Raw genomic sequence first — 16,858 nt, 5'->3', positions numbered from 1 at the left:
CCCGCGGGCACCCCGGGCACTCTGACAGGAGTCGCCAAACCGAACAAATCCGCTTGGCAATATGCTGATCGCCATGAACGAAGAGCCAGAGGCGCAGCAGGGGGCAGGGACGCCGGACGCGTTCGAAAGACTCTGGACTCCTCACCGGATGGCCTACATCAAGGGGACGAACAAGCCGACGGGGCCGGGCCCGGACGACGGCTGCCCCTTCTGCGAGATCCCCGCGATGAGCGACGAGGACGGGTTGATCATCGCCCGGGGCCGCTCGGTCTTCGCGGTGCTCAACCTCTACCCGTACAACTCCGGCCACCTGATGGTCTGCCCCTACCGGCACGTCGCGGACTACGCGGACCTGGACGACGGCGAGACCGCCGAGCTCGCCGACTTCACCAAGCGGGCGCTGGCCGCCCTGCGCAAGGCCAGCGGCGCGCAGGGCTTCAACGTGGGAATGAACCTCGGCGGCGTGGCGGGCGCGGGCATCGCCGCCCACCTGCACCAGCACGTGGTGCCCCGCTGGGGCGGGGACACCAACTTCATGCCGGTGGTCGGCCACACCAGGGTGCTGCCTCAGCTGCTCCGCGACACCAGGGAGCTGCTCGCCGATTCCTGGCCCGCGTCGCCGTAGCGGCCCGCGCCGTCGCGGAGGACCCTGACGCCCACCGACAGCGTGAGCGGCACCCCCAGGGCGAGCGCCATGGACAGCACGGCCGCGCCCGAGTCGTTGACCAGCATGCCGACGACCCCGCTGACCAGGGTGCCGATCAGGCCGGCCCGCAGCGCGGGGGAGTGGCCGAACGCGGCAGGGAGGACCCCGGCGCTGGCCGCCCCCGGCCGCAGCAGCGCGTAGACCAGGAACGCGGCCGCGGCGATCACGATCGGCATCAGGTTGGGGCTGAGCAGCGTGCCCAGCATCGCCCCCAGCTTGCGGCCGATCACCTCCATCGCCTCGCCGGTGAACACCTGGCCGACGAAGCGGCCCAGATGCGTCTGGGAGCCCGGCGGGCGCATGTAGTCGAGGTAGGCGATGGCCATCACGGTGACGCCGCCCGCCACGCAGAACGCGCCCAGCTTGACCACCGAGACCCGCCTGCCCGCGATCAGCAGGGCGGTGACCGCGATGCCCGGCACGAACGCGATCACGCCGCCGAAGTCGCTGCCCACCCCCGGCCAGCCGCCCAGGATCATCGCCGAGCACCCCAGCACGGCCACGACGGCGACCGCCGCAGTCCTGCGGCCCCGGCCCGCCAGCCGGTGCGCGATCGCGGTGGCCAGCAGCAGCACCGAGGTGGCGAACAGCGCGAACGGGATGTTGCCCAGCCCGTAGTAGCGGGCACCGACCACGGCGGTGTATCCCATCACGCTGTTGAGCTGCAGGGTCGTGCCTGTCAGCAGGTCGCCGGCGAGCACCGCCGCGGTGACCCCCGCCACGAGGGCCAGCGGCCCGAGCGGGTTGCGCCGCCACGGGCCGGCCAGCGCCACCGCGGCCAGCAGCAGCGCCGCACCGGCGATCCCGCCGATCAGGGCGAGCACCGGTGTCCCGCTGTGGTGCCAGGGAAGGAGGTTGACCAGGTAGGTCGACACGGGAACGGACGCCAGCGCCAGCGCCGCCACCCGGATCTCGGCGAGCCCGCGCCCGCGGCGTAGCAGCAGGAACGCGGTGAGGTAGAAGAGGACCTGGAGCGCGGCGACGGTGGTGAAGAAGATCCCGCCCACGTTCCTGATCGTCTGCCCGGCCACGTCGGCGTTCATCAGCGCGGTCCGCGCCGCCTCCGTGCCGCCGGTGCGGCTCCCGCCCGCCTGCCAGGGCGCCCCGATCACGGTCACCGGCGTGGGGATGCCCGTCACCGCGAGCATCGTGGCGGTGATGTCGGGCAGGATCGTGACGTCCTCGCGGTGGGTGGAGGCCGCCCCCAGGAACCGGCCCGAGGTGTCCGCGGCGCGCATCATGGCGGCGCGCAGGTGCGGAACGGCCCCGTGGTCGGCCAGGCCCGCCAGCAGCACGGTGACGTCCTGGGGCAGGGCGTCCAGCACCGCCCCCGCCTTGGCGTCGGCCAGCCGCAGCGCCGCCGCCCGCTGCGGCGGGGTGAGGCTCTCCTCCACCGCGGGCAGCCGCCCGTCCGTCACGTAGGGCCTGATCAGGTCGTCCACGTCCACGGCGATCACCCGGCACGCGGTGAGCGCGCCGGGGCCGATCCGTTCGGGGGAGGGGGCGTAGCGGTCCACCTTCCCCGTCCGGTCGGCCAGTGCCAGCGCCGCGCCGGGGCCGACAGCGGAGGTGCACTCCCCGGCGGCGTGCACGGCCTCGCCGAGCGTCCCGGCGTTCTTCTGCCGGGCGACCTGGTGCAGGTAGGCGTAGTCGGGGATGACCGCGCCGGCCGTGCCGGGGACGGGCTCCGGTGGGAGCCCGCAGCCGTAGCCGACCGCGGACCTGGTCCCGGCCGACACCGTCAGCCATCCGTCGTAGGGGCACGTCACCCGGCCGACCGCGCGCACCGACAGCGAGCCGACCGCGCTCTGCCCGGCCAGCCGCCACAGGTTGGGCGTGCTCTCGGGGCTGAGATCGCTCCACTGCAGTCCGGGAACCCCGATCAGCGCCACCCGCCCGCCCGCGGGCGCGGCGGCCTGCGCCGCCGTCGGCCACAGAACGCTCAGGACCAGCGCTAACGCGGCAAGCGTCTGCCTCACCGGTGACCTCCCCGACCTCGCCAAATGTTGGCACCGTAGGGGAACATTGTCCCCCCGTCCAGCGGATCCGTTGATCGGCTTCCGTGTCGGGTGGGGCGGTTCGGTGCCCCCGGCGCCCGGCCGGCACAGGGGGCGCGGATGTCGGCTCAGCTCAGCGGCGCCCCCGGGATGCGGCGGCTCGGAGGGAGGCAGGTGTCAGCGCTGTTCCCCCGGGATCCGGCGGCCCGGGGGAGGCGGGTGTCAGCGCTGTCCCCCGGGGTCCGGGAGCCCCGGGGGAGCCGGCTCAGGGCGCGGCCTTGGCGGGGGCGCTCTCGTTGTGCAGGCGGTCCAGGGCGCTGACGAGGTAGGCGCCGCCGCCCGAGGCGGGGAAGGACTGCCGGTCGCCGCCCGCCGCGGGGACGACCGCGACGAGGTTGCGGGCATCGGCGGTGGCGCACTCGCCGACCTTGCCGGAGGGGATCTGGTAGACGGCGTAGGAGGCGGCGCCGGGAGAGCCCTTCCAGCTGAGCGCCGTGCCCTGGATCTTCACGTCGGCGGGCTGGGCGGGCGCCTGGCCGCCGCGGTCCTTCATCAGGGGCAGCAGCGCGGGGTGGGAGTAGTGGTCCTTGATGATCAGGTCCAGCACGCCCAGCGGGTTGGTCAGCAGCTGCTTGGCGTTGAAGTAGACGTCGCCCTTGACCTGCTTGTGCTTGCGGTTCTTGGTGAGGTGCGAGGGCAGCTCGCCGGGCCTGGTCCAGGCGGGGGTGTCGGTGCTGCCGACCCGGTAGAGGGCCTGTCCGATGTAGAGGTGCACGTCGGTGCCCTTGACCTCCTTCGCCCACCACGGCATCAGCACGTCGTAGTCGGCGGCCTTGAAACCGCTCGGCCAGTAGAGCTGCGGCGCGACGTAGTCGACCGTGCCCTTGCGGATCCAGTGACGGGCGTCGGCGTAGATGGAGTCGTAGGCCGACATGCCCGCGGTGGCCGAGCCGGTGGGGTCCTGGGCCTTGTTGCGCCAGATCCCGAAGGGGCTGATGCCGAACTTCACGTGCTGCTTCGTTCCGTGCACGGCCTCGTCGACCTGCGCGATCAGCTTGTCGACGTTGGAGCGGCGCCAGTCGGCCAGCTTCTCGCCCTTGCCGTACTTCCTGAAGGCGGCGCCGTCGGCGAACTGCGCGCTCCCGCCCGGGTAGGGGTAGAAGTAGTCGTCGAAGTGGACCCCGTCGACGTCGTAGCGCTTGACCACGTCCGTGATGACCGAGGTGACGTGGTCGCGGACCGCGGGCAGGCCCGGGTTGTAGTAGACCAGGCCCTCGTGCTTGACGATCCAGTCGGGGTGGACCCGGGCCGGGTGGTCGGCCGGGAGCTTGCTCACGTCGCCGTCGTAGGAGGCGCGGTAGGGGTTGAACCAGGCGTGGAACTCCAGCCCGCGCTTGTGGGCCTCGGCGACCAGGAAGGGCAGCGGGTCCCAGCCCGGGTCCTTGCCGGCCGTACCGGTCAGGAACTTCGACCAGGGCTCCAGCGACGACTTGTAGAGGGCGTCGGAGGCGGGCCGGACCTGGACGAACACCGCGTTGAGGCGGCGCTTGACCGCGTTGTCGAGGATCCTGACGTATTCGGCCTGCTGCTTGGCGGCGGAGAGCCCGGTCCGCGAGGGCCAGTCGATGTTCTTCACCGTGGCGATCCAGACGCCGCGCAGCTGCCGCTTGGGATACCTCACGTCGGTGGTGCACGACGTCGTCCGGGAGGCCGCGGTCGTCTCGGAGGTCGTGGTGGTGGTGGCGCCGGGCGCGCGCTTGAGTGCCGTGGGCTTGGTCACCTGGGCATCCGGGCCGAAGGCGTAGGCGGCGCCGGTGGTGGCGACGGCGAGGGCGGCGGCGGCGAGCAAAGGGCGTCCGGTTCGCATGGTTCCTCAGTGTGGCATCGGGACCGGCGTGCTTTGGCCGGAAAAAAGAAATCGTTTCGTGACGTCACCGTTACGTGGGGAACTTTTTGGGAGGCGTGAGCCGGATGCTTCACGCCTCCCCGGGGCGATCAACCGGCGACCTTGTCCACCAGGTGGGCCGGGAGCGGCTCATAACGCAGGAAGGTGCGCTGGAACGTCCCCGTGCCGTGTGACATCGATCTCAGATCGATGGCGTAGCGGGTGATCTCCAGCTCGGGCACCTCGGCCCGGACGAGGGTACGGCCGATGCCGACCTGCTCGGTGCCGAGGACCCGGCCGCGGCGGGAGGACAGGTCGGACATCACGGCGCCGACGTGGTCGTCGGAGACCAGCACGGCCACCTCGTCGACCGGTTCCAGCAGCAGGGTCGGCACCTTGGCCGCGGCCTCCTTCAGCGCGAGGGCCCCGGCGATCTGGAAAGCCATGTCGGAGGAGTCGACCGAGTGGGCCTTGCCGTCGTACAGCGTCACCCGCACGTCCACCATGGGATAGCCGGCCACCACGCCGCGCTGCATCTGGGTGCGGACGCCCTTCTCCACCGAGGGGATGAACTGGCGCGGGACCACACCACCGACGATCTTGTCCACGAACTCGAAGCCCTCGCCGGAGGGCAGGGGCTCGACCTCCAGATGGCAGATGGCGAACTGCCCGTGACCGCCGGTCTGTTTGACGTTGCGTCCCAGCGCCTGGCACCTGCCGCCGAAGGTCTCCCGGAGCGGGACCCGCAGCTCGATCTTCTCCACCTCGACGCCGTGCCGCTTGCTCAGCCGGTCCAGCAGCACGTCGGCGTGGGCCTCGCCCATGCACCACAGCACGAGCTGCCGGGTCTCGGCGTTGTTCTCCAGCCGGAGCGTGGGGTCCTCGGCGACCAGCCGCTGCAGCGCCTGGCCCAGTTTGTCGTCGTCCGCCTTGGACCTGGCCTGGATCGCCACCGGCAGCAGCGGATCGGGCATCGTCCAGGAGGTCATCAGCAGCGGCCGGTCCTTGTCGGAAAGGGTGTCGCCGGTCTCCGCGCGCGACAGCTTGGCCACCGCCACGATGTCGCCGGCCACGCATTTGCCGGTCGTCCGCTGCAGCTTGCCCAGGGGCGAGGACAGCGCGCCGATGCGCTCGTCCACGTCGTGGTCCTCGTGGCCGCGGTCGGCCATGCCGTGCCCGGAGACGTGGACGGTCATGTCCGGGCGCAGCGTCCCGGAGAACACCCGCACCAGGCTGATCCGGCCCACGTAGGGGTCGCTGGTGGTCTTGACGACCTCGGCCACCAGCGGTCCGTCGGGGTCGCAGGTGATGCCGGCGACCGGCGCGCCGCCGATCTCGGTGATCTCCGGCATCGGGTGCTCCAGGGGGGAGGGGAAGCCCTGGGTGATGAGTTCGAGGACCTCCGTCGCGCCCACGCCGGTCCCGGTGGCGAGCACCGGGTAGAAGCCGCCGCGCGCGACCGCCTTCTCCAGGTCGTCGATGAGGACCTTGGTGTCGATCTCCTCCCCGGAGAGGTAACGGTCCATCAGGGACTCGTCCTCGCTCTCCTGGATGATCCCCTCGATCAGGGCGCCGCGGTACTGCTCGATCTGGTCCTCGTAGGAGGGCCCCGGGGCGTTCTCGGTCCGGGTCCCGGTGGCGTAGTTGTAGAACTTCTGGGTCAGCAGCCCGATCAGGCCGTTCATCCGGCCGTTGGTGACCACCGGCAGGTACAGCGGGGCCACTCCCTCGCCGAAGAGGTCCTGGCAGGCGGTGAGGGCCTCCTCGAAGTCGGCCCGCTGGTGGTCGATCTTCGTGATCACGACCGCCCGCGGCATCCCGACCGTCGCGCACTCCTCCCACAGCATCCGCGTCAGGCCGTCCACGCCCTCGGACGCCGAGACCACGAACAGCGCCGCGTCGGCCGCGCGCAGCCCGGCGCGCAGGTCGCCGACGAAGTCGGCGTAGCCGGGGGTGTCCAGTAGGTTGATCTTGATGTCGTTGTGGACCATCGGGGCGACGGTCAGGTTCACCGAGCGCTGCTGGCGCACCTCGACCTCGTCGAAGTCGCTGACCGTGGTGCCGTCCTCGACCCGGCCGGGCCGCTGGACGGTCCGGGTAGCGGCCAGAAGCGCCTCCACGAGCGTCGTCTTCCCCGCGCCGGAATGGCCGACCAGCACGACATTCCTGACCATGTCCGGCCGGTCGGCCGCAGGTGCCCTCCCCGCGGCTCCCGCTGCCCCGCCGGTTGCTTTCTCTGCCACGTCGCCTCCCGCGTCGTTGCCGGAGCGCGGCCAGGTGCGGCCACACCCTCGGGTCCGCTGCCGCGTCCGTCCACTGCGAGGACGCGGTCTGTTCACCAAATACCCATGTGGCGAATATCACAAGAGCTCCGGGCCAAACCGCTTGCGGAGCGTTGGATGCACGCTCACAAGCGGATTGGCCTACGATCAGAGCGCGATGCTGAAACTTCTGCGCCCCGCCGTAACCCGAGTCTTGACCCCCCTGGGCAGGGCACTCGCCCGCCGAGGGATCAGCCCCAACGTGGTCACCGCGGTCGGCACGCTCGGCACCGTCGCCGCAGCCCTCTTCTTCTACCCCCGGGGAGAGTTGTTCCCCGGCACGGTGGTGATCACGTTTTTCGTGCTGGCCGACCTTCTCGACGGGGTCATGGCCAGGATGGTCGGGCAGGGAAGCGTCTGGGGCGCCTTCCTCGACTCCACCCTCGACCGGGTGGGCGACGCCGGGATCTTCTCCGGGCTGGTGATCTGGTTCATGGTGAGCGACCAGCCGGTGCTGGCCGGGGTCGCGCTGTTCTGCCTCGTGGCGGGCGCGGTGGTGTCCTACGTCAAGGCCAGGGCCGAGGGGCTGGGCCTGACGTGCGACGTCGGCCTCGCGGAACGGCCCGAGCGCCTGGTCGTCGGCCTGGTCTCCGCCGGTCTCGGCGGCCTCGGCGTGCCCTACATCCTGGCCGCCGGGCTCTGGCTGCTCGCCGCCGCCAGCGCGGTCACCGTCGCTCAGCGCCTGCTGCACGTCCACCGCCAGGCCGTCTCCGTCCCGCCCCAGACCCTCCGCTGATCGGGAGAGCGATGACCGACAAGCCGTCCTTGCAGGATCGTCTCGTCGCCGCCGGGTTCGGCGCCGGCTGGACGCTCGTGCCCCGCCTCCCCGAACGGCTCACCGCCTGGGCCTTCCGCAAGGCCGCCGACCGGCTCTGGAAGCGCCACGGCGGCTCGGTCCGCCGCCTGGAGTCCAACCTCGCCCGGGTCAGGGGCACCTCGCCGGACGATCCGGCGATCCGGGAGCTGAGCCGCGAGGGCATGCGCTCCTACTTCCGCTACTTCCACGAGGTGTTCCGGCTGCCCTCCATGCCCGCCGAGGAGATCCTCTCCCGGATGAAGGTCGTCGGCGACGAGCAGGTCTACGACAACCTGGCCAAGGGGCGGGGCGTGGTGCTGGCCCTGCCGCACATGGGAAACTGGGACCAGGCGGGCGCCTGGTTCGTCGCCAAGGGGCACCCGTTCACCACCGTCGCCGAGCGGCTCAGGCCAGAGTCGCTGTTCCACCGCTACACCGCCTTCCGCCAGGGGCTGGGCATGGAGGTGCTGCCGCTCACCGGCGGGGAGAGCCACACCTTCGGCACCCTGGCGCAGCGGCTGCGGGCCGGCCGCCCGGTAGCCCTGCCCGCCGAGCGCGACCTGACCGCCAAGGGCGTCGAGGTGCAGTTCTTCGGCTCGGCCACGCGCATGCCCGCCGGTCCCGGACTGCTGGCGGTGCACACCGGAGCCGCCCTGATCCCGGCGATCCTCTACTTCGAGGGGCGCGACTGGGGCCTGCAGTTCCACCAGGAGATCGCGGTCCCCGCCGAGGGCACCCGCAAGGAGAAGGTGGCCGCCGTCATGCAGGACCTGGCCACGGTCTTCGAGAAGGGCATCACCGAGCACCCGGAAGACTGGCACATGCTCCAGCGGCTCTGGCTTGAGGATCTGGAGCCCCGCGGATGAGCAGGCGCGGCCGGGCCCGGCACGGTGAGCGGAGGGGGCACGACGGAGCAGGCTCTCCGCGAGGCGGACGAGGGACGGTGGAAGAGCAATGAGGGTCGGCATCGTCTGTCCCTACATGTGGGACGTGCCGGGCGGGGTGCAGGTGCACATCCGCGACCTCGCCGAGGCGCTGATGGAGGACGGTCACCAGGTTCAGGTGATCGCGCCGGCGGGCGACGACGCGTCGCTGCCGCCGTACGTGACCTCGGTCGGCCGTGCGGTCCCCGTCCCCTTCAACGGGTCGGTGGCCAGGATGTCGTTCGGGTTCCTGTCGGCCAACCGGGTGCGCCGCTGGGTGCGCGAGGGCCGCTTCGACGTGCTGCACGTGCACGAACCGTTCATCCCCTCGGTGGGCCTGCTCGCCTGCTGGGTGGCCAGAGGGCCGATCGTGGGCACCTTCCACGCCTCCTACGGCCGTTCCCGCGCGTTCTCGGTCGCGTCGCCCGTGATCACGAGCGCGCTGGAGAAGATCACCGCCCGGATCGCGGTGTCGGACGCGGCCAGGAAGACCCTGGTCGAGTTCATCGGCGGCGACGCCGTGCTCATCCCGAACGGGGTGACGGTCAGCCGCTACAGCGAGGCGGAGCCGCTGCCGGGCTGGGACGAGGGTGAGGTGATCGGCTTCCTCGGCCGGATGGACGAGCCCCGCAAGGGCCTGCCGGTGCTACTGGAGGCGTTCACCCTGCTGGCGGCCGAGCGGCCCGGGCTGCGCCTGCTCATCGCCGGGCCCGGCGACGCCGGCGAGGTGCTGGAGAAGGTCCCGGCCCGCTTCCACGACAGGATCGGCCTGCTCGGCATGGTCAGCGAGGAGGACAAGGTCCGCGCCTACCACTCGGTCGACGTGTTCTGCGCGCCCAACCTGGGCGGTGAGAGCTTCGGCATCGTGCTCACCGAGGCGATGTCGGCCGGGGCCGCGATCCTGGCCAGCGACATCCCGGCCTTCCGCAAGGTGCTCGACGACGGCCAGGCCGGGGCGCTGTTCGAGACCGGCGACGCCGGGTCGCTCGCCCGCGAGGCCGCCGCCCTGCTCGACGCCCCCGAACGCCGGGCCAAGCTGTCGCAGGAGGCCCGCCAGGCCGTCCGGAAGTACGACTGGTCCACGGTCGCCCGCGACGTCCTGCGCGTATACGAGACCGTGGCCAGCACGGCCGGGGTGGAGGAGGACGACACGCCGTGACCACCACGCTGATCCTGGTGGTGGGTGCGATCGTGCTGCTCACCGCCGTCTACATCTCCTGGCGGGCGGGCCGGCTGGACCGGCTCCACATCCGGCTGGAGCTGGCCCGCGAGTCCCTGGACGCCGCCCTGGTACGGCGGACCGCCGTCTGCCTGGAACTGGCGGCGTCCCGCGTCCTGGACCCGGCGACGAGCCTGGTGCTGGCCGCGGCGGCCCACGAGGCCCGTACGGCGGGGCCCGAGGAGCGCGAGCACGCCGAGAGCGACCTGTCGCGCACCCTGCGGGCGGTGGTCGACCAGGAGCGCTTCCGCGACCGGGTGGCCGCCACCCCGGCGGGCCCCGACCTGCTGGAGGAGCTCGGCGCCGCGGTGGCCAAGGTGCTCTACTCGCGCCGCTTCTACAACAACGCGGTCGGCGTGACCCGCGCGGCCCAGCGCCGCTGGCTCGCGCGCACGCTGCGACTGGCCGGGCACACGGAGTATCCGGACTTCTTCGAGATCGACGACACGCCCCCGCAGGCCCTCGCCGCCGAATAGGGCGCGCAGACGGCCAGATATCGGTCGGGTGAATAGGACGCACACAAAGGGGGGTATCCGGCAAGTCGGGCACAGGTAAGCTCTTGGGCGTTTCATGGCCGATTTGAGGAGATGAGCCGTGCGGGTGCCCCGGATGATCGCCGTCACGCTGGCGGGAGTCGCCGTTCTGGCTCCGGCCGCGGCCTGTTCCTCCGATGAGCCGGCCCCAGGGAAGAACCCGCAGGCGGCCACCGCTCCGCCCGCGGAGGCGACCCCGACCCCCGAGCCGGCCCATCCCTTCACCGGCCTGCCCGGGGCCGCCCGCAGGGCCGTGCTCGCGGCGAAGATCGAGAACACCTCGGCGGGCAAGCCGCAGCTCGGCCTCAAGAGCGCCGACATCGTCTACGTCGAACAGGTCGAGGCGGGTCTGACGCGCCTGATGGCGATCTTCTCCTCGAAGATCCCGCCCAAGATCGGCCCGGTCCGCAGCGCCCGGATCTCCGACCTGCACATCGTGCCGCAGTTCGGCAAGCCCGCCTTCGCCTACTCGGGCGCGCAGACCAAGATGCTTCCGATCATCGCGCAGTCGTCGCTGTTCGACGTCTCCGACAGCCGGGCGCCGGGCGCCTACTTCCGCCAGCCCGGCCGTTACGCGCCCTACAACCTGTTCGCCAACACCAAGGAACTGCTCGCCCAGGCACCCAAGGCGACCAAGGCCAAGGACGTCGGCTTCACCTTCGGCGACGCCCCCGAGGGGGGCGTGCCCAAGAAGATGTTCAGCGTGAAATATCCGGCCGCCCGCTTCACCTTCGGCTGGTCGGAGGCCGCCGGCAAGTGGCTGATCTGGCAGGACGGCGAGAAGGACATGGCGGCCGAAGGCGGCCAGCTCGGCGCGCCGACGATCGTCGTGCAGTACACCAAGACCGAGCGCTCGGAGTTCCACGACAAGAACCAGAGCTACACGCCCCTGGTGCACAGCACCGGCAAGGGCAGCGCGATCGTGCTCCGCGACGGCAAGGCCTTCAAGGCCAGGTGGTCGCGTGAGACGGAGGAGGACGGCACCGTCTTCACCACCGACGCGGGGGAGCCGATGAACTTCGCCCCCGGGCAGGTGTGGGTCGTCCTGGCCGCCCGCAAACCCGTCATCCCCTGACCTCCGGGCCCGCCGCCGCCGGCCTGCCGGCGCTCCCGCCGTACACGATGTCCAAGAAGATCGCCCGATGGCGACAAGTTGTCGTGTAAGGGGACAGGCGGATCAGCGCCTACCATGGAGACGTGGTGGCCGTCCCCGCGGACGGCCCATGTTCCGCAACCAGCCGTCGTGAGGTAGAGACCGTGTCCAGCAGCACGCCCGAAGTCACCGAGACCGCCGTCACCGGAACCGCCCGGGTGAAGCGCGGCATGGCAGAGATGCTCAAGGGCGGCGTCATCATGGACGTCGTCAACGCCGAGCAGGCCAAGATCGCCGAGGACGCCGGAGCCGTCGCCGTCATGGCGCTCGAGCGGGTCCCCGCCGACATCCGCGCCCAGGGCGGTGTCTCCCGGATGAGCGACCCCGACATGATCGACGGCATCATCGCCGCCGTCTCGATCCCGGTCATGGCCAAGGCCCGCATCGGTCACTTCGTCGAGGCCCAGGTGCTCCAGTCGCTCGGCGTCGACTACGTCGACGAGTCCGAGGTGCTGACCCCCGCCGACTTCGCCAACCACATCGACAAGTGGCAGTTCACCGTGCCCTTCGTCTGCGGGGCGACCAACCTGGGCGAGGCGCTGCGCCGCATCACCGAGGGCGCGGCGATGATCCGCTCCAAGGGCGAGGCGGGCACCGGCGACGTCTCCAACGCCACCACCCACATGCGCAAGATCCGGGGTGAGCTCAAGCGCCTGTCCTCGCTGCCCGAGGACGAGCTGTTCGTCGCGGCCAAGGAGCTGCAGGCGCCGTACGAGCTGGTCGCCGAGGTCGCCAAGACCGGCAAGCTGCCGGTCGTGCTCTTCACCGCCGGCGGCATCGCCACCCCGGCCGACGCCGCGATGATGATGCAGCTCGGCGCCGAGGGCGTGTTCGTCGGGTCGGGCATCTTCAAGTCCGGCAACCCGGCCCAGCGCGCCGCCGCGATCGTCAAGGCCACCACGTTCTACGACGACCCGGACGTCATCGCCAAGGTCTCCCGCGGCCTGGGCGAGGCCATGGTCGGCATCAACGTCGACGACATCCCGGCCCCGCACCGCCTCGCCGAGCGCGGCTGGTAGGAAGTTTCGAAAAAGGCGACATCCGTGAAGGATGTCGCCTTTTTCATGTCCGGGGGAGTTCACTCCGCCGTCATGATCCTCCGCGAGGCTGACGGGCGTCCGTGCCCGATCATCCTGGGAGGCCCCCATGTCCCGGCTCACCCGACGTTCCTTCCTTGTCACCGGCATCGCGGCGGGAGCGGTGGCGAGCGTCCCCGCCGCCGCGAACGCCGACCCCGAGCCCGCCTCCGAGAGCGCCGCGTCCCTGGCCTCCCGCGGCCTGCGCGCCGACCCCTTCACCCTCGGCGTCGCCTCCGGGGACCCCGACTCCGACGGCTTCGTGATCTGGACCCGGCTGGCGCCCCAGCCCCTGGCCGAGGACGGCCTGGGCGGCATGCCCGACCGGCCCTTCCCGGTCCAGTGGCAGGTCTACGGCGACGCGGCCGGCCGCCGCGTCCTGCGGCGGGGCGTGGCCCTGGCGACCCCGGAGTGGGGGCACAGCGTCCACGTCGAGCTGGACGGGCTCCCCTCCGACCGGGAGTACTGGTACCGCTTCAAGGTGGGCCCCTACCTCTCGCCGACGGGCCGGGCCAGGACCGCCCCCCACGCGCTCTCCTACGGCTCCGGCCTGGCGATGGCGTTCGTCTCCTGCGCCCAGTACGAGCACGGCTACTTCACCGCCTACCGGCGCCTGGCCGAGGAGCACCCCGACCTGGTCCTGCACCTGGGCGACTACCAGTACGAGTACCGGCGCGACACCTACACCATCCCCGGCGGCAACATCCGCCACCACGAGGGGCCCGAGACCGAGAGCCTGGCGAACTACCGCCAGCGGCACGCCCAGTACAAGACCGACCCGGACCTGCAGGCGGCGCACGCCGCCGCGCCCTGGCTGGTCGTCTGGGACGACCACGAGCTGGACAACAACTGGGCCGACGAGGTGCCGGAGAAGCCGGAGGTGCCCCAGCCGGACTTCCTCGCCCGGCGCGAGGCGGCCTTCCGGGCGTACTACGAGAACATGCCCCTGCGCCGCGGGTCCATCCCGCGGGGCGTCGACATGCAGCTCTACCGGCGGGTCCGGTGGGGCAGGCTGGCCACCTTCCACATGCTCGACACCCGGCAGTACCGCAGCGACCAGGGCTGCGGCGACGGCTACCGCGACTGCCCGGCCGCGGTGGACCCCGCGCGCTCGATCACCGGCGACGCGCAGGAGCGCTGGCTGCTGGACGGCTTCCACCACTCGCGGGCGCAGTGGGACATCCTCGGCCAGCAGGTCTTCTTCGCCCAGCGTGACAACAACGCCGGACCGGCCAAGATCACCAGCCAGGACGCCTGGGACGGCTACGTCGCCTCGCGGCAGCGGATCACCCAGGGCTGGCTGGACGCCGGGGTGCGCAATCCCGTCGTGCTCACCGGCGACGTGCACGCCCACTGGGCCAGTGACCTCAAGCTCGACTACGACGACCCCACCACGCGCACGGTCGGCTCGGAGCTGGTCGCCTCCTCCATCACCACGGGCGGCGACGGCCGCGACTCCGATCCGAAGACCCACCCCTACCTGACGATCAACCCGCACCTGCGGTTCTACAACAACCAGCGCGGCTACGTGGTCACCCGGATCGAGCGCGAGCTGCTCACCGCGGACTTCAAGGTGCTGCCGCAGGTCACCCAGGCGGGCGCGGCGGCGCACACCAAGGCGACCTTCGTGATCGAGGACGGGGTCCCCGGCGTCCAGCAGACCTACCTGCGCCCGCTCGACCCGTCGGCCGGCAGGGCGCCCGAGGTGCCGGCGGCCGAGCAGATCCAGGAGACCGTGGACTGGGAGACCAGGCGTCCCTGACCGTCCGAGGGCGGCGTCCCGCGGGGCGCCGCCCTCTGTCCGGGGCAATAGTTAGCCAGACTAAGTTAGACTGGCTAACTATGACGACGGACGATCTGGCGCAGAGGCTTTCGAGGGAGCTGCGGCACCTGGTGCTGCTGCTCCGCCGCGTGGCGGCCGGGCAACCCATCACCAGCCAGCAGTACGCCGTGCTGGGCTCGCTGGAGAGCGGCCCCCGCCGGATGACCGGGCTGGCCGAGGAGCACGGCGTCCAGCTGCCCACCATGACCGTGCAGATCAACCGGCTGGAGGAGCCCGGCCTGGTGGCGCGCGGCACCGACCCGTCCGACGCCCGGGTCCGCACGGTCGAGCTCACCGAGGAGGGACGCGCCCGCCTGGTGGCCGTCCGCCGTGCCCGCGTCGCCTACCTGGCCGAGCAGCTGGAGGCGCTGACGGCCGAGGAGCGCGCCGCCATCGGCGCCGCGCTCCCGGCCCTCGCCAAGCTCGGCGACGTCTGACCCGGGGCGCCGCCGCCGCTCCCGCCGCCGGCCGCGCCCCGCGACCCACCGGAGAAGACCGCACGATCGGACCGCCCGGCCCCCGCGCCCGCCCCGTCCGAGAAGGAGTTCACCCCCATGTCAGCACAGAGCGGCGGCAGCATCCTGCGCCAGCCGATGTCCGTCTGGGCCACCGCGTTCGCCGCGGTCGTCGCCTTCATGGGCATCGGCCTGGTCGACCCGATCCTGCCCTCCATCGCCCAGGGGCTGCACGCCGGCCCGAGCCAGGTCTCCCTGCTGTTCACCAGCTACTTCCTGGTCACCGCCGTGGCCATGCTCGTCACCGGGTGGGTCTCCAGCCGGATCGGCGGCAAGCGCACCCTGCTGCTCGGCCTGGCCCTGGTCGTGGTCTTCGCCGCCCTGGCCGGAACCTCCGGCAGCGTCGGCGAGCTGATCGGCTTCCGGGCCGGCTGGGGCCTGGGCAACGCCCTGTTCGTGGCCACCGCCCTGGCGGTCATCGTCGGCGCGGCCAGCGGCGGCGCCGAATCCGCCATCATCCTCTACGAGGCGGCCCTCGGCCTGGGCATCTCCATGGGCCCGCTGGTCGGCGCCGCCCTCGGCGACTGGAACTGGCGCGCGCCCTTCTTCGGCACAGCCTCCCTCATGGCCGTCGGCTTCGTCCTCATCGCCACCCTGCTGAGGACCACCCCCACGCCGGCCGTGAAGATCCGCCTGGGCGACCCGCTCCGCGCCCTGGCCCACGGCGGCCTGTCGACCACCGCCTTCACCGCGTTCTTCTACAACTTCGCCTTCTTCACGATCCTGGCCTTCACCCCCTTCATCCTGGGCATGTCGCCCTACGGCATCGGCGCGGTCTTCTTCGGATGGGGCGCCTGCGTCGCGCTCGCCTCGGTCTTCGGCGCTCCCGCCCTGCAGCGGCGGCTCGGCTCGGTCAAGGTGCTCCACCTGTCCCTGGGGGTGCTGGCCGCCCTGCAGGTCGGCATCGCGCTGTCGGGCCACGCCGGCATCGTCGTCTTCGTCATCCTGTCGGGCATCCCGATCGGCCTGAACAACACCGTGTTCACCGAGGCGGCCATGGAGGTCTCCGACGCGCCGCGGCCGGTCGCCTCCGCCGGATACAACTTCGTGCGCTGGATGGGCGGGGCCCTCGCGCCGTTCATCGCCACCAAGCTGGGGGAGGACGTCGCCCCCGCCCTGCCGTACGTCCTCGGCGCGCTCTGCTGCCTGGCGGGCATGGCCGTCCTGTACGGCAGGCGCCACCACATGCGGAGCCTGGAGCGCGTCGACGCCGACCACGCCTTCCGGGACGCCCCCGTGGCGGCCTGACCGGTTTGGGGAGACCTGCGCAGTGGCCATACGCTGAGAGGGCATTCCGAGCACCTTGAAAGGACCACTGGTGACCATCGCCCCGACGATCGGTGTGTTCGCTCTGCAGGGAGATGTGCGCGAGCACGCCCGCTCCCTGGAGACGGCGGGCGCCAAGGCGGTAGCCGTACGGCGGCCCGGTGAGCTGGAGGCGGTCGACGCCCTGGTCATCCCCGGCGGGGAGTCCACCACGATGTGGAAGCTCGCCGAGACCTTCGACCTGCTCGAACCGCTCAGGCTCAGGATCAAGAACGGCATGCCCGCCTACGGCTCCTGCGCCGGCATGATCATGCTGGCCGACCGGATCGAGGGCGGCATCGAGGGCCAGCAGACGATCGGCGGCATCGACATGGTGGTCCGCCGCAACGCCTTCGGCCGCCAGGTCGACTCCTTCGAGGCCGACGTCGACTTCGCCGGCCGCGGCCCGCTGCGCGCGGTTTTCATCCGCGCCCCGTGGGTGGAATCCGTCGGTTCCGACGTCGAAGTGCTGGCTCGGGCCGAAGCTGGGGATAGGATCGTCGCGGTCCGCCAAGGACCGCTGCTCGCCACGTCCTTCCATCCGGAACTTACCGGGGATGTCGGTGTGCATTCATACTTTGTTGAGATGGTGAGGGAGCTCTAGGCG

At 71.6% G+C, this 16,858-nt stretch carries 14 protein-coding genes; 11 read left to right on the top strand and 3 right to left on the bottom strand.

The genetic code is table 11. The features are described 5' to 3' along the window. Positions 1-73: 73 nt before the first annotated feature. Positions 74-625: an HIT family protein gene (locus SROS_RS29580; RefSeq protein ID WP_218919714.1), complete on the top strand. Its 552-nt coding sequence runs from the start codon at positions 74-76 to the stop codon at positions 623-625. Here SROS_RS29580 and SROS_RS29575 read toward each other — a convergent pair. The 3 genes from SROS_RS29575 to SROS_RS29565 all read right to left on the bottom strand — a co-directional run bounded on the left by SROS_RS29575 (position 568) and on the right by SROS_RS29565 (position 6,831). Continuing rightward, positions 568-2,685: a hypothetical protein gene (locus SROS_RS29575; RefSeq protein ID WP_012892595.1), complete on the bottom strand. Its 2,118-nt coding sequence runs from the start codon at positions 2,683-2,685 to the stop codon at positions 568-570. The two genes, SROS_RS29580 and SROS_RS29575, sit on opposite strands and share 58 nt — an antisense overlap. A gap of 283 nt (positions 2,686-2,968) precedes the next feature. Next, the gene (locus tag SROS_RS29570) at positions 2,969-4,570 is read right to left on the bottom strand and encodes a glycoside hydrolase family 10-like protein (protein ID WP_012892594.1); all 1,602 of its coding nucleotides are present in this window, start codon (positions 4,568-4,570) and stop codon (positions 2,969-2,971) included. Positions 4,571-4,698: 128 nt separating this feature from the next. Further along, positions 4,699-6,831 carry an elongation factor G-like protein EF-G2 gene (locus SROS_RS29565; protein WP_012892593.1) on the bottom strand — a complete coding sequence of 711 codons (2,133 nt, stop codon included), beginning with the start codon at positions 6,829-6,831 and terminating at the stop codon, positions 4,699-4,701. Between the two features lie 196 nt (positions 6,832-7,027). On the opposite strand from SROS_RS29565, the gene pgsA reads away from it, so the two are divergent. The 10 genes from pgsA to pdxT all read left to right on the top strand — a co-directional run bounded on the left by pgsA (position 7,028) and on the right by pdxT (position 16,855). Then, a complete protein-coding gene (pgsA, locus tag SROS_RS29560; RefSeq protein ID WP_012892592.1) occupies positions 7,028-7,645 on the top strand; it encodes a phosphatidylinositol phosphate synthase in 618 nt (205 codons plus the stop codon). Positions 7,646-7,656: 11 nt separating this feature from the next. After that, the gene (locus SROS_RS29555; protein WP_012892591.1) at positions 7,657-8,571 is read left to right on the top strand and encodes a phosphatidylinositol mannoside acyltransferase; all 915 of its coding nucleotides are present in this window, start codon (positions 7,657-7,659) and stop codon (positions 8,569-8,571) included. 88 nt (positions 8,572-8,659) lie between these two features. Beyond that, positions 8,660-9,787: a glycosyltransferase family 4 protein gene (locus SROS_RS29550; RefSeq protein ID WP_012892590.1), complete on the top strand. Its 1,128-nt coding sequence runs from the start codon at positions 8,660-8,662 to the stop codon at positions 9,785-9,787. Beyond that, the gene (locus SROS_RS29545; RefSeq protein ID WP_012892589.1) at positions 9,784-10,323 is read left to right on the top strand and encodes a hypothetical protein; all 540 of its coding nucleotides are present in this window, start codon (positions 9,784-9,786) and stop codon (positions 10,321-10,323) included. Before SROS_RS29550 ends, SROS_RS29545 begins: the two co-directional genes overlap by 4 nt. Positions 10,324-10,441: 118 nt before the next feature. After that, the gene (locus SROS_RS29540) at positions 10,442-11,455 is read left to right on the top strand and encodes a DUF3048 domain-containing protein (protein WP_012892588.1); all 1,014 of its coding nucleotides are present in this window, start codon (positions 10,442-10,444) and stop codon (positions 11,453-11,455) included. A 182-nt stretch (positions 11,456-11,637) separates the two neighbouring features. Continuing rightward, complete coding sequence (gene pdxS, locus SROS_RS29535; RefSeq protein ID WP_012892587.1) at positions 11,638-12,552, top strand: pyridoxal 5'-phosphate synthase lyase subunit PdxS; 915 nt, start codon at positions 11,638-11,640, stop codon at positions 12,550-12,552. A gap of 127 nt (positions 12,553-12,679) precedes the next feature. Beyond that, complete coding sequence (locus SROS_RS29530) at positions 12,680-14,371, top strand: alkaline phosphatase D family protein (RefSeq protein WP_012892586.1); 1,692 nt, start codon at positions 12,680-12,682, stop codon at positions 14,369-14,371. 80 nt (positions 14,372-14,451) lie between these two features. Continuing rightward, positions 14,452-14,868 carry a MarR family winged helix-turn-helix transcriptional regulator gene (locus tag SROS_RS29525; RefSeq protein ID WP_012892585.1) on the top strand — a complete coding sequence of 139 codons (417 nt, stop codon included), beginning with the start codon at positions 14,452-14,454 and terminating at the stop codon, positions 14,866-14,868. Between the two features lie 117 nt (positions 14,869-14,985). Continuing rightward, positions 14,986-16,194: an MFS transporter gene (locus tag SROS_RS29520; protein WP_012892584.1), complete on the top strand. Its 1,209-nt coding sequence runs from the start codon at positions 14,986-14,988 to the stop codon at positions 16,192-16,194. A 70-nt stretch (positions 16,195-16,264) separates the two neighbouring features. Then, entirely contained in the window at positions 16,265-16,855 is a 591-nt protein-coding gene (gene pdxT / locus SROS_RS29515; protein ID WP_012892583.1) for a pyridoxal 5'-phosphate synthase glutaminase subunit PdxT, read from the top strand. The last annotated feature ends 3 nt before the right edge of the window (positions 16,856-16,858 follow it).

Source organism: Streptosporangium roseum DSM 43021 (assembly GCF_000024865.1).
GTDB lineage: Bacteria > Actinomycetota > Actinomycetes > Streptosporangiales > Streptosporangiaceae > Streptosporangium > Streptosporangium roseum.
This window is presented reverse-complemented; position numbering and strand designations above follow the sequence as displayed.

Coding starts and splice junctions, on each gene's coding strand:
- SROS_RS29555 (WP_012892591.1), top strand. CDS start 7,657: ATGACCGACAAGCCGTCCTTGCAGGATCGTCTCGTCGCCGCCGGGTTC.
- SROS_RS29525 (WP_012892585.1), top strand. CDS start 14,452: ATGACGACGGACGATCTGGCGCAGAGGCTTTCGAGGGAGCTGCGGCAC.
- SROS_RS29580 (WP_218919714.1), top strand. CDS start 74: ATGAACGAAGAGCCAGAGGCGCAGCAGGGGGCAGGGACGCCGGACGCG.
- SROS_RS29530 (WP_012892586.1), top strand. CDS start 12,680: ATGTCCCGGCTCACCCGACGTTCCTTCCTTGTCACCGGCATCGCGGCG.
- SROS_RS29550 (WP_012892590.1), top strand. CDS start 8,660: ATGAGGGTCGGCATCGTCTGTCCCTACATGTGGGACGTGCCGGGCGGG.
- pgsA (WP_012892592.1), top strand. CDS start 7,028: ATGCTGAAACTTCTGCGCCCCGCCGTAACCCGAGTCTTGACCCCCCTG.
- SROS_RS29570 (WP_012892594.1), bottom strand. CDS start 4,570: ATGCGAACCGGACGCCCTTTGCTCGCCGCCGCCGCCCTCGCCGTCGCC.
- SROS_RS29520 (WP_012892584.1), top strand. CDS start 14,986: ATGTCAGCACAGAGCGGCGGCAGCATCCTGCGCCAGCCGATGTCCGTC.